Source organism: Anaerolineales bacterium (genome assembly GCA_030583885.1).
Taxonomy (GTDB): domain Bacteria; phylum Chloroflexota; class Anaerolineae; order Anaerolineales; family Villigracilaceae; genus Villigracilis.
In genome coordinates this window covers 3,725,095-3,737,954 of record CP129480.1, presented here as the reverse complement: position 1 = coordinate 3,737,954, position 12,860 = coordinate 3,725,095, and the positions used below count along the sequence as shown (strand labels likewise).

The following is a 12,860-nucleotide window of genomic DNA, read 5'->3' as shown; positions in this document are numbered from 1 at the left end:
CTTTTCATTTCCGCCACCGTTCTCTTCATTATGGAGACTCCTGTGAAAAGAATTTTGATTCTGACCCTCATCATTCTGACCGCCTGTTCATCCGCCCCTTCCTCAACCCAGCCTGCCACCTCTTTTTTTAATCTGACACCTGCTCCGTTCGATCTCAACCTTGATACCACGCCTGATCAGATTCAACGTGCCATGTGGGAGAGCGCATCCCGCTGGTCAACCCTGCAAATGGACGGAAGGGTCACCTGGTATCTGCCGGATGGATCAACACAGGAATTTCAGGAAAAAGTCTGGCTTGACCCGCTCAACAACCGTTATAGAGTTGAATTGAAGGGCGTTGTCAACAGCGCGGATAATTTTTTGAAATTCAGCGACGGCGTGAATATCCACAATGTCAATTTGAATTCAGGGCTGGTTGAAACTTATGCCTATCCCGATTTTGCCCGTGTGGGACAGTACGTCCCTCCGCTTGTGGAGGGCGAGGCATATCCAAACCCGATCTGGGGACAGATCGGCTCGCCGCTTTCCCAGCTCGCCTTTTCATCGGACTTTTCCCAAAACAAGGGCATCTTCACACCGCTTGGCATGGAGTCCGTTTCCGGGCGCGAAGCCCTGATTGTCGAATGGAAGTTCAGCGAAAACAGCACGCCCTCCTGGAGGATGTGGCTGGATGCGCAAACTGCCGTCATTTTGAAATTGCAGGAGTTCGGGAAGGATGGCAGCGGAACATTGGAAGGCGAGCGGGTGGTTGAAAGCATCGCTTTTCATCAGGCAATGGACCCATCCATCTTCACCCTTCCTTCAGATTTGCCGCAGGTTGAGAGTCCGCCCCAGGATGGCTCAGTGCCGGTTGTGACAGAATCAGGTACGACGTCCGAAAAGGAGGCGGGTGAGATCTATTTCTTTTACCAGCCGCGCAAGCAGGGCGAATCCATTCGGCTGGTAAAAGTTTCCGGCGTCTGTGTGTTTGATCCTGCGCAATGCCCGCCGCTTGAAACGATCCCGATTCCCTTCCCGTTCAACTTCACCATCAATGCACTGGCATGGTCGCCGGACGGGAGGTTTGCCGCGTTTTCGTATTCGGATCATCCAAATGGCACGCCGACCAAACTATGGCTGTTCGATGCAGATGCAAGGAATTGGAGGTCGGTTGCAGAATTCCCGTACATTGATCCGCCGTTCTGGTCACCGAATGGCGCGTGGATTGCATTCCGCACGCAGGACGGGTTGGGCGGCGAAGATGTGTATGTGGTGTACCCGGACGGATCGGAATTGAAAAGCATTTCAGCTGACCTGCCCCTTGAGGGACGCCCTTATATCATGGACGGCTGGTATGCGGAACATGTCATCATGCGTTCGGCGCTGCCCGGCAGTTCCGGAAGTATTTATCTTGTACGCGTCGCAAACGGGCAGGCGCGACCCATGTTCGAGACGTTGTTGACGAAGGCGCAATTTGTCGCTTCGCCGGACGCAGGCTTTTTCGCTTATGATGAATTTGACCAAAGCACAAATGTACATTCATTGAAAGTGATGGAACCGGATGGGGCGAACGCGGTCACGATTACGCAATTTACAGGCGGCTCAATTTATCCGTTGATATGGTCGCCGGACGGCAGTTTGCTGGCGTTTAATTATTATGGTCTGACGAATGAACCGACTGCCGAAGTATATGTAATTACCAGAACCGGTGAAAATTTATCTTTGGTGTATAAAGGCACAACGATTGGTCGTTTGTTATTTTCACCGAATGGAAAATATTTGTTAGTAGAAGAAACCACATCTATTTCAGGCGGTCATTTGTTTTTGATAAATTTAGCCACACTGGAACAAAAGATTTTACAAGCGCCGGGTTTATCCACAGATTATGATTGGTACGCACCTTCGTGGAGACCGTGAGAAGGAAAGAAGAAGATGAAAGAAAAGACTCATCAAGCGATGAGTCTTTTCTTACTTACGGTAAATTTAGTTTAAATATTGGGCTTGGCACATAAAAAATTGAACTAGTGGCGGGAAAGGTAAGCAAATAGCAACCTGCTCCCTGCACAACGATTGCACTATCATCGTAATACCAACCTCTGAAATAATTGTACATTCCGCTTGTAATTCTTTGATTCGTTCTTGTGAGATAAATCCCATTAAAGCAGGTCAAACCCTCCCTTATTATTTTCTTTTCACATCTAAAATACCAATCTTCGTTGAATGATTAAATGGGCTTGGGTTTGTAATAGGATTACCAGCTTTTTGATAACCAATGAAATCTTCTGGCACAGGGATTAATTCTCGAATTTTCAAGTAACCGTCTTTGCATAATTCTTCAAGAGTCCGCATGTACTCTTTCCCGCTGACGTATATGCCGTTATTAATTGAAATGAGATAGCCACCATCATTAATCAACGGGCGGACTTTGTTAATCAAGCGCACGCTTTCATTTTCCAAATCCACTTTGCCTTTGGAGGTGGATGAAAAAATTGGAGGGTCTACGATGACGCAGTCAAAAGTTTGTTTGCCTGTTTTGAATCTCGAAATGGCAGGGAAAAAGTCTTGAGCAATAAAATCTTGTTTGTGAACAGGAAAACCATTTAATGAATAAGAATCTTTTGCAAGATTCAAGAATTGACGATTAAGATCTGTTTGAATGACATGGCTCGCACCGCCAGCCAGCGCGGCGACTCCTAAACTGCCCGTGTATGCAAAGGTGTTCAGGACGGATCTATCCTTTAGATTTTCGATGATCCATTTGCGCAGGTTGCGGGTATCGAGATAAAAACTTGCATCACGATTCATAGTCAAGTCAATTGCATACCAGACGTTATGTTCTTTGATTTTTCTATCCGGCATTTCACCGAAGATGAGTTGTCCGCGTTTTTGTTCTTGCGTTTCCCCATTTCTTGTTTTGAGAACGCCTGCGCGTAGCCAAACTAATTTGTCTTTTATATAATTACCAACTTGATTGATAAATTCTTGATTCGGTTCATCACTGTAATCATGAATCAGGAATGTGCTTGCATAAATATCCAATGCAAGTGATGGATAAGCCTCGCTAAATCCGTTGAAGAGACGGAAGGCATTCTCGTGGTGAGAGTCCATCAATGTCAGGCGGGATGCGATGGCCTGGTCCAGCAGTTGGATTGCAGTGGAGGCGGTCATGCCGGTTTTTTGATATTCTTCAGGTTGAACACCGAGATTTGTTTCAGGCCCAGTATGGCCTGCGCCGCCGGGCTCAATTCAACCCAATAGAAACAGCGGTGTTCGGAGTACGGGTCGATTTTAAAGACCGTGCCTTCATGCCAGCCCTCGTGTTCCCCGAACTTGGCATCGAGATAAATTTTGACGCGGTCACCAATCTGAATGTCATCGCCCATGCTTTATGTCCGATTGGTGGACCAGAACAACCCTGTTCCAATCACCGCCGCAACTGCACCGTTGATTGTCCAGTGCGGGTTGGCGGTCATGATACTGCCGGGCAGCAGGTTGACGCCTTGCAGGATCCAGATGCGGTTGAAAAGCACGATCAAGACGACGATGAGCTTTATGATTGTTTGTCGCATGACCTCTCCATTCGGCATTGTTTTGAAAACACCCCGTCAACTTTTTAGACAGGGTGTTGGATGGAAAACTTTCGCCTCGATCTGGACCTAGGGATTGGGTGTGCCTTGAACGGCAACGCCCACCCAGGTGAAGACCCGCTTGTCACTGAAGGCACCGGAGGCGACCCAGATCGGCTGGCCTTGATCATCCACACCGGCCTGACGTACGGGTGTGATCCACCAGCGCATGACGTGCGCCACATTGTCCCTCGGGCGGAAGGAGGTGGGCACAATGTATTTTGTGTCGGTCACATAATCTGTGATGCGGCGGGTTTGGGCGGCAGTGATATCTTCCACTGTGATCTGGTAGGCTTCGGCATCCCGCAGTGCGCCGACGGATGCCCATTGCAGGGTGACGACGTCATTGGCGAGGGTGAAGGCGGCTCCGTCCGCAGGCAGAAGCAGGTTCGGGGCGGGGTAGGGAGGCGGAATCGTCGCCGTGGGGGTGGGTCCGGGGGTGGCGGCACGCATACATAACGGTACGTTCAATCTTTGCCCCAGGAAGACGTTATCGGTTGTGAGGCCGTTGAATTCCTTGATGGCATCCATGGACACGGCGTAGTTTAGGGAAATGCTGGAGAGTGTGTCGTTTTCCTGCACCGTGATTGGGACAGTTTCGCAGGCCTGCCGGGTGGCGTCCACGGGCAGCGGGGTGTTGGTGGCGGGCGGTGGGACCGTGGGTGTGGGATATGGAATCTTGAGCGACTGCCCCTGACTGATTGGGCAGGTGGAGGGCAGGTTGTTCTCGATAATGATGCTCTGGATCGAGATATTAAAGTTAAATGCAATCAGCGAACAGGTCTCGCCGGGACCAACCGTATAGTCAAACGGAGGTTGGAGCGTTGCAGTTGGGATGTCCGTTGCAGGCAGGGTGGCAGTTGCTGACGGGCTTGCCGTGGGAGTTTCAGTGGGTGTGGGTGTGTCGGCAGTATTAAAAGTACCGGGAGGTGCGCTGGCCCGCAGGGAGAAGAAAACACTCACCGCGGCGATAATGATGACAATGGCAAGGATCCCGACCGCCGCCGGCAGGCTCAATGTGATCACCGGCATACGGCTGGCCTGTACGGATTTTTCACTTTTCCTGGCAGCCTTCGGTTGGGGCTGTTCGCTAAATTCCGTCCCGCAAACGAGACAACGCACGGCGTTCTCACTCAGGCGGGTTCCGCAGGTGGGACAGACTTTTGTTTTGCTGGAAGTGGGTTCTGGAGTCATACGGGCGAAGATTATACCATTGAACAACCATGCCTTTTCAACTTACACGGATTGCTGCTTTGGCAGTGCGGTGACCAGTACCTTGTCCACGCGGCGCCCATCCATGTCCATCACTTCGAAACGCAGGTCGTTCCATTCAAAGTGATCGGTGGTTTTGGGGACGCGCCCGAGGGAGGTCATTACGAATCCGCTCAACGTCTCGTATTCGTCCTCGTGCGGAAGGTCGCCGAGGTTGAATATTTCCTTGAATTCGTCCACCTCCAACATGCCGTCCAAAAGCCAGGAACCATCCTGCCGCTGGGTGGCCTGCGGCTCCTGCCCCTCCATCTCGCCGACGATCTCTTCGAGGATGTCGTTGATGGTCAACAGTCCCTGCACGCCGCCGAATTCGTCAATTACCAGCAGGATTTCGGTATTCTTCTCCTTTAGGATTTCCAGTGCGCGCGAAGCCAGCATGGTCTCGGGGATGTACGTGACGGGCTTTGCCAGTTCCTTGAGTTTGATTTCCTTTGCAGATAAGCTGGTTACGAGCAGGTCGCGTGATTTGACAATGCCAATGATTGATTCGAGCGAATCCTGCCGCACAGGAAATCGAGAGTAGGGGCAATTGGCGACCTTTTCCAGGATCTCCTCCTTGGTATCATTGATATCCAGCCAGACGATCTCCGTGCGCGGCGTCATCAATGAATAAACTCGCTGGTCGGCAAGGCTGAACACACCTTCGACCATGTCATGTTCGGATTCTTCAAAAACGCCAGCCTGCGTGCCTTGGTCGATCAGCATTTGCAGCTCCTCCTCCGTAATGGGGGGCTCATCAGACGGGTTCACCCCCATCAGCCGCAGGGCGAAATTTGTCGCATTACTCATCAATTTGATGAACGGGGAAAAAAGGCGCGATATGAAAAGCATCGGACCTGCAACGAGCTGCGCGATTCGCTCCGGGGAATTAATGCCAAGTCGCTTGGGAACCAGTTCGCCAAGCCAGATGGTCAAAATGGTAATGACCACCACAACAATGACCAATGCAATCGAAGTGCTGTATGGTCCAATATAGGGCACTTTGCTAAGGGCTCCTGCCATTGCGGTGGCTATGGTTGCGCCGCCTACCGCTCCGGAAAGCACACCGATCAGGGTGATGCCGATCTGGACGGTGGATAGAAAAATGTTGGGGTCTTCATGCAGTTTCAAAACCGTTGCGGCGGCTTTGTTGCCCTCGCCCGCCTGTTGCTGCAGGCGGGCTTTTCGCGACGCGATCATTGCGGCTTCCGACATCGAAAGAATGCCATTAATCAAAACCAACAGCAAAATAAAAATGACCTCAGTACCTATATTCATGGATTCCTTTTTTCTTAAGGGTTTTCGACCGTTTCTGTTTCGGGTTAAATACCCCCTCGCCGCGCACGGACGCTCGCGGCGAGGGATAACTTGCCAGTTGAAATGGACAGCGTGTGGGGATGCTAGGGTCTGGTTCTAATGAAGGTTCAGGCATGGTGATTCGTGCGAAAAATTCACCCCTATTGTACTCGAAAGTTAAGGTTCTTTTTTGAATTTTTCTTCCAGGTTTTTCAGCCGCCTGTTGACCGCGGCATACCCGCGCGTGACGATCAGCGGGACGAGGATCGCCAGTGCCACCAGCCCGCAGGTGATACCGAGTTCGATGATGCCGATGCGGAACATTTCTAGCCTACCTCGATTCCCTTTCCCTCACGCGCCTCGCCGACCAGCCAGTAAGGCTGGTTCAGTTCTCTTGCGCGGGATTCGAACGCTGATAATTTTTCGTGCACCAGTCCAAACAATAGTCCACCGCTGGTCTGCGGATCGAAGAGGAGCAGTTGGGCGGGTTCATCCAGTTTTTCGTTAAACTTTACATTCTTCTCAAAATATCCCTTGTTATCAAACGCGCCGCCGGGGAAGATGCCCTTTTCAGCATATCCGCGCGCGCCGCTCAGGAAGGGAAGTTTTGAATATTCGATCTGCAATGAAACGCCGGAAGCCTTCGCCATTTCCGCGGCATGACCAAGGAGGCCGAAGCCGGTAATATCCGTGCCGCCCCGCACATCGAACTCACCTGCAACCTGCGATGCAGTCTTGTTCAAACGGGACATCCACCCGATGGCTTCATGGACATGCGCCTCCTCGGCTTTCTCTTGTTTTAAAGCGGTCGTGGTCACACCGCCGCCAAGCGGTTTTGTCAGCACGAGGATGTCACCAACTCTGAGTCCGCCCTTGCTGATCATCCTATGCGGATCGACGAAACCGATCGCCACCAGCCCGTATTTTGGTTCCTTGTCCTTGACCGTATGCCCGCCGGCAATGACCACGCCCGCCTCGTGTGCTTTCTCTGCCCCGCCACGGATTATTTCGCTGGAGATTTCAGGGGGTAAATTATCCGGCAATGCGGCAATGTTCAACGCAAGGAAAGGTTGCCCGCCCATCGCATACACATCCGAGAGACTGTTTGCCGCGGCAATCGCGCCGTATTCATAAGGCGTATCCACAACAGGGGTGAAGAAATCCGTGGTGACCACAAGTGCTTTGTCATCACTTAAACGCCAAACAGCCGCGTCATCCGGGCTGGTCAGACCAACCAGCAGGTCCGGATAGGAGGCGGAGTCAAAGACGCCTTGGATGGGACGCAGAACCTGCGTCAGCGCTTCCGCATCAAGTTTGGATGCTCAACCCGCGCAGGCGGAAAGAGTCGTCAGGCGGATTTCGCGTCCAGTTTGTGGGATCGGCATTCAGTCTCCTGAAATTAGCGTCCCGCAGGCTTGGACTCCCAAGCCTGCGGGACGTTCCAAACTACGGTGAAGTTGTATCCGGCAGGGGCAAAATGAATTGGTTGCCGCTTGGGATGAAGATCGTATTCACCCCCGGCGCGAGCTTCAAGACATATTGATATTCGATCAATGTGGGGGTTAGGGATTGCGCCAGCAAACGATTGGCTTCCGCCTCGGCTTGCGCTTCGATCAAGCGCGCTTCCGCCGCGCCTGACGCTGCGATCACCGCCGCATCCGCCTGGCCCTGTGCGATCTGGCGCGCCTGCTCGGCTTCCTGCTTCTTTGATTCGACCACAAAACGCGCCTGTTCCGCCTGTTGTTCGGCAATCTGCTTCTGTTCCACTGCCGCTGCATATTCATCGCTGAAGCGGATGTTGCGCAGCACGAAATCCCTCAATACCAGGTTGTTGGCAGCGAAGACTTCGCGGAGTCTATCGGTGATGATAATCTGCATTTCAGCACGTTTGGAACTGACGATTTCCTCCACGCCGTATTGCGAAGCCGCATCGCGAATGATACCGCGTGCCTGCGGGCGTACGAGCCCGTCCTGGTACGTGAAGCGCCAGGTACGATACAGGTCAACGGACTTGACAGGGTCGATGGCATAAATGACGGATGCGTCAACGTACACCTGCTGGCCATCCTTGGTGCGCACCTGGATCGAATCCTCTGATATGTAGGCGCCTTCATCTTGGGCAGAAGCCATTGTGTATGTCTGATTCAGGATCGAATACCGCTCGACACGTTCCACAAATGGGATCACCCAGTGGAGGCCGGAGTTCAATGGCTCGGGGCGGATGCCCTTTCCGCCGATGGCTGTCACGACCACGCCCAGCTGGTCCGGCTCGATGAACACCAACCCGGCACCCACCGAAGTCAACAAAATGGCGGCCACCAAAAGCACGACCACCACGGTGCTTAATCCTTTGACGGGCTGGTTGCGGCTGGCGCGGATAAAAATGGCGACGATCACGCCAAACAAACCAATCCATGCAAAGGATGCAATTCCCTGAAGCAAGTTTGAAATGTTCATGGTTCCTCCAATTTTTTCGATGATTATAACCCGCTTGCCCCCGCTACCAAAGCATGTTAACATTTCTCCAATGAGAATTGACAAAGGGCAACTGGATGAGATTTTTTTGGACGGCTCCGCCCGTGTCACCTGCCCGCCCGAGCTGATTCCCGCGCCCGGACAATATTTGCTCGCCCACGCGGACGCTTCGGACTCCCCCTTGGGGGATGTGATTTTCTACAGCGACTCAACCCCGAAGGGATTCCGCTCCGCGCCCCCCTTGCCTTCCTCTTGGCGGCCCGGTGATTCCCTGACCCTGCGCGGTCCGCTGGGGCATGGATTTGCCATCCCCGCGCCTGCGCGGAAAGTTGCCCTGATCGCCTTTGATGATTCTCCCGCACGGTTGCGCGGATTAATACCCATGGCACTTAAACAAAATGCCGAAGTAGTCCTGGTTTGTGAATGCGGTGGGATCGATTTTCCGGAAGTCGTGGAAGTCCAGCCGCTGCAAGCCATGCTGGATATTTATCACTGGGCGGATTACACCGCCATGGACGTGGGGCGGGAGAGCCTGAATCAGTTGAGAGGAAAGTTTGGGAAACCAAATCAATTGTCCGCGCGGGGCGAGGCGCAGGTCCTGGTCCGCGCTCCCATGCCTTGCGGTGCACTCGCAGACTGCGGCGTCTGTGCGTTGACGTTTCATCACGAGTGGAAAATGATTTGCAAGCAGGGACCCGTGTTTTCGATGAAGGACTTCTACTAAAAAACTCCTGAATTTCAGGAGTTTTTAGTACCAGATTCTGAAGGATGTTGTGGTGGTTGCGCCCAGCCCGTTATAGGTGCAGGAGACATCGGCATGGATGAGATGGCCATAAGGCTGGCCGGTAAAGGAGATCGGGATGATGCCGACGCCGTTCGCATTGGTGTTTATGGACATGGCTTCAGTGCGCCTGTCGGGCCAATGTGTGAAGGCAGTGCATCTTGCGTTGCTGACAGGTTGGAGGTTTTGGTCCTGCACAATGATGTATATCAGCTGGTCATCGCTTGCACGGGTGACCGCCTTCCACGCAAATGCACGGACTTGCAGGTTGACGATGGAGGATACCGTGTTGTCCATGGGTTTGACCGCGGGAAGGAGCGCTGGGTCTTCGCCGAACTGGTCGAAATATATCCGCCCAAGATCTGAAACAACGACGCGCTGCCCCTCCGTCCTCCAGGGTTGCCATTCCAGCCGTGTTTTTTCAAAATACTGCACGAGTTTGTTTTCGTGATATTCAAACCCGGAGATCGGATGGCCGAACTGTGTCACGCCGCCATACCGGTCGAAGAATTCAAGAAAGGCAAAACAAACAGCAAAGCCCGTCTCGGCATACGTGCGACACGCAAAGGCATTACTGACATTCACGGGTCCCGTTGAGACGTAGGTCTCCCGCCCCAGCTGGGTAAGTTGCACGCGCTGTCCCTCGGGCAGGTCGCTGTGGAATTCAAAACGGGCGCGTTGGAAATACTGCACGGTTTTTCCCTCCCTGCCGATAAATTCCTCGGTAATGGGATAGCCGTAAATAAACGTCGCATCAGGATTGCTGTTATAAAACTTAAGAAAATCCCCTCCAACAGTATGTCCGGTTTCGCTGAAATACCTCGTATCGTGAATCTGCGCGCGGACAGACGTCCAGCCTGCACTGAAGATACAAAGTATGAGGAATACGGCGGGAATTTTTCTTGCCATATTTTCCCCTTATTATACTCATGATTTTTTATCAGGTAGTTGGAAACATTATTCTGTAACTGGCGGAACTGCGCTCATGAATTCATTCATATTCTGTTACTCATATGCCAGAAGCGCCTCGACGATTTTTTCCGAGGCGTGACCATCACCATAGGGATTGGCCGCTCTGGCCATCTCTGCATACGCTGATTCATCATCCAAAAGCCGCTTCGCCTCCTCGACGATGCGGCTGGTTTCCGTTCCAACCAGTTTGAGTGTCCCCGCTGCGACTCCCTCCGGACGTTCAGTCACATCGCGCAGGACAAGTGTGGGAATGCCGAAAGCAGGCGCCTCCTCCTGAATCCCGCCTGAGTCGGTGAGGATAAGCGCGGCGCGTTTCATCAAATGGACGAGCGGCAAATAATCCAGCGGCGGGAGCAGGGTAATGTGTTTCATGCCTTTAAGCAGTCTGTTGACAGGTTCCTGCACATTCGGGTTCAAATGGACGGGATATACGATCTCCACATTCCCGCGTCTTGCCAGTTCGATCAACGCATGACAAATATCTTCCATAGGCTTGCCGAAGTTTTCGCGGCGGTGGGCAGTAACGAGGATTAGCTTGTTGCTTTTTAGTTTTCCACGTAGCAGTTCAGTGATTTCCTGCGGCTGCGGCTGTTCGCTGACGAATTGCAGCGCGTCAATGACGGTATTGCCCGTCACTTTGATGATGTTTTCATCGATCCCTTCACGCAAAAGGTTTTGTTTGGACCACTCCGTTGGCGCGAAATGCAGGTCTGCCGTAACTCCGGCCACCCGGCGGTTGATCTCCTCGGGGAAGGGCTGCCATTTGTTGTGCGTCCGTAAACCGGCCTCGACATGACCGAATTTGATGCGCTGGAAATAGGCCAGCAGGGAGGTGATGGCAACCGTGGTTGTATCCCCCTGCGCCAGCACCCAGTCGGGTTTGAACTCTGAAAGAACAGGGTCAAGATGGGTGAAGATCGCGGCGCTCAGCTGCGCGAGGGATTGGTCTTCGCGCATCAGGTCCAGGTCGTAATCAGGTTTGATCTCGAATAAATCCACAACCTGGTCGAGCATCTGGCGGTGTTGTGCAGTCACACAGACGACCGATTCCACGCCGGCTGTATGAGCAAGCAGTTTTACAATGGGAGCCATTTTCACGGCTTCCGGGCGTGTGCCAAAGACAGAGAGAATTTTCAATAGTTTTCTCGTAATTCTTTAAGATGCGGGTTACTTCCCTGCCCCCAATTTTAAGAGGTTAAATCCAGCGTCTTGCCACTGGCTTGAGTCCCAGCCGTTGACGGCGTCAATCAGAATTCTGGCTTTTGTTTTCCGTGCGATCTCCTTGGGGTTGAGTTTTGTGAATTCAGTATGTCTTACGAGCAATAGAATTGCATCTGCATCCTTCAAGGCTGATTCAAGCGAATCTGCCATCTGGATGCCCTGCATTTGCGCATCTGGCTTGAAGGGCTCCCAGGCAAGAACCTGCGCGCCCTGTTCTTGAAGGATATGAACCACGTCATTGGCGGGGCTTTCGCGCAGGTCATCCACATCGGGTTTGTACGCCAGGCCGAGCGCGGCAATCCTTTTTCCATTAAGGGAACCAAGTGCGTGTTTGACCGTCTCCGCAACGAAGTGCGGCTGGGAATCGTTTACATGCCTTGCATGATAAATGAGCGGTGTGAGTTCCGGGGCAGCTTCCACGAAGAACCAGGGATCCACACTGATGCAATGCCCGCCGACACCAGGACCGGGGCTGAGGATTTTTACACGTGGATGTAAATTGGCAATCGAGATCGCCTCCCACACGTCCACTCCAAATTTGTCGGCGAGGCGCGAGAATTCATTGGCAATGGCGATGTTGACATCGCGGTAGGTATTCTCCATCAGTTTGACCATTTCCGCGGTGGTCGCGTCGGTTTTGATGATCTGTCCCCTGACGAAGGTCGCGTACAGGTCTTTGCCCGCCTCGGCGGATTCGGGGGTCACGCCGCCGATGACGCGGGCGTTCTCGATGAGTTCGCGCAGGATCTGCCCGGGCAAAACCCGTTCAGGGGAATATGCCAAATGGAAGTCGCGCCCGGCTGCAAGTCCGGAACGAGCGAGAATGGGAGCGACCAGGTCCACAGTGGTGCGCGGAGGGGAAGTCGACTCAAGGACGACCAAATTCCCTCTCTTCAAAAATGGGAGGATCGATTCAGCGGCGGAGATCACTGCGCGCATATCCGCCAGCTTGTAGGTCAGGCCGTTGTATTCACCAAATTTATTATCCTGAAACGGGGTGGGGACGGCAATAATGAAGGCATCTGCCTCTTCGGGCTGAACGGCAGCTTTGAAATTGCCGGTTTGAACGGCTTTTGTTACTGCATCACGCAGGCCCGGCTCGTGGATGTGTATTTTTCCTTGATTGAGGGTCTCAATGACGTGTGGGTTGACATCCACGCCAAGTGTGTGGATGCCATGAGCGGCAAAGGTGGCCGCAGTAGGCAGGCCGATATAGCCGAGGCCGATGACGCAAATTTTTTGAAATTTCACAATGACTC

At 52.7% G+C, this 12,860-nt stretch carries 13 protein-coding genes; 2 read left to right on the top strand and 11 right to left on the bottom strand.

Going from position 1 to position 12,860, the window contains the following annotated elements; translation table 11 throughout:
- The first annotated feature begins 42 nt into the window (after positions 1-42).
- Entirely contained in the window at positions 43-1,896 is a 1,854-nt protein-coding gene (locus QY332_18715) for a hypothetical protein (GenBank protein WKZ35646.1), read from the top strand.
- A 264-nt stretch (positions 1,897-2,160) separates the two neighbouring features.
- On the opposite strand, the gene QY332_18710 is transcribed toward QY332_18715, so the two are convergent.
- From QY332_18710 to QY332_18675, 8 genes are all read right to left on the bottom strand, one after another.
- Entirely contained in the window at positions 2,161-3,147 is a 987-nt protein-coding gene (locus QY332_18710; protein WKZ35645.1) for a class I SAM-dependent methyltransferase, read from the bottom strand.
- Positions 3,144-3,362 (bottom strand): hypothetical protein, encoded by a 219-nt coding sequence (locus QY332_18705; GenBank protein ID WKZ35644.1) that lies wholly within the window; start codon positions 3,360-3,362, stop codon positions 3,144-3,146. Before QY332_18705 ends, QY332_18710 begins: the two co-directional genes overlap by 4 nt.
- 3 nt (positions 3,363-3,365) lie before the next feature.
- Entirely contained in the window at positions 3,366-3,548 is a 183-nt protein-coding gene (locus QY332_18700) for a hypothetical protein (protein WKZ35643.1), read from the bottom strand.
- An 87-nt stretch (positions 3,549-3,635) separates the two neighbouring features.
- Positions 3,636-4,799 carry a LysM peptidoglycan-binding domain-containing protein gene (locus QY332_18695; GenBank protein ID WKZ35642.1) on the bottom strand — a complete coding sequence of 388 codons (1,164 nt, stop codon included), beginning with the start codon at positions 4,797-4,799 and terminating at the stop codon, positions 3,636-3,638.
- A 42-nt stretch (positions 4,800-4,841) separates the two neighbouring features.
- Positions 4,842-6,134 carry a hemolysin family protein gene (locus QY332_18690; GenBank protein WKZ35641.1) on the bottom strand — a complete coding sequence of 431 codons (1,293 nt, stop codon included), beginning with the start codon at positions 6,132-6,134 and terminating at the stop codon, positions 4,842-4,844.
- 195 nt (positions 6,135-6,329) lie between these two features.
- Complete coding sequence (locus QY332_18685; protein ID WKZ35640.1) at positions 6,330-6,476, bottom strand: hypothetical protein; 147 nt, start codon at positions 6,474-6,476, stop codon at positions 6,330-6,332.
- Positions 6,477-6,478: 2 nt separating this feature from the next.
- A complete protein-coding gene (gene selD / locus QY332_18680) occupies positions 6,479-7,537 on the bottom strand; it encodes a selenide, water dikinase SelD (protein WKZ35639.1) in 1,059 nt (352 codons plus the stop codon).
- Positions 7,538-7,598: 61 nt separating this feature from the next.
- Positions 7,599-8,609 (bottom strand): prohibitin family protein, encoded by a 1,011-nt coding sequence (locus QY332_18675; protein ID WKZ35638.1) that lies wholly within the window; start codon positions 8,607-8,609, stop codon positions 7,599-7,601.
- A gap of 70 nt (positions 8,610-8,679) precedes the next feature.
- On the opposite strand from QY332_18675, the gene QY332_18670 reads away from it, so the two are divergent.
- Positions 8,680-9,351, top strand: coding sequence for a hypothetical protein (locus QY332_18670; protein ID WKZ35637.1), 672 nt, complete (start codon positions 8,680-8,682; stop codon positions 9,349-9,351).
- Between the two features lie 24 nt (positions 9,352-9,375).
- On the opposite strand, the gene QY332_18665 is transcribed toward QY332_18670, so the two are convergent.
- From QY332_18665 to QY332_18655, 3 genes are all read right to left on the bottom strand, one after another.
- Positions 9,376-10,317: a hypothetical protein gene (locus QY332_18665; GenBank protein WKZ35636.1), complete on the bottom strand. Its 942-nt coding sequence runs from the start codon at positions 10,315-10,317 to the stop codon at positions 9,376-9,378.
- Between the two features lie 96 nt (positions 10,318-10,413).
- Positions 10,414-11,517 carry a UDP-N-acetylglucosamine 2-epimerase (non-hydrolyzing) gene (gene wecB, locus QY332_18660; protein ID WKZ35635.1) on the bottom strand — a complete coding sequence of 368 codons (1,104 nt, stop codon included), beginning with the start codon at positions 11,515-11,517 and terminating at the stop codon, positions 10,414-10,416.
- A 30-nt stretch (positions 11,518-11,547) separates the two neighbouring features.
- On the bottom strand, positions 11,548-12,852 hold the full coding sequence (locus tag QY332_18655; protein ID WKZ35634.1) for a nucleotide sugar dehydrogenase: 1,305 nt from the start codon (positions 12,850-12,852) through the stop codon (positions 11,548-11,550).
- Positions 12,853-12,860: the final 8 nt, after the last annotated feature.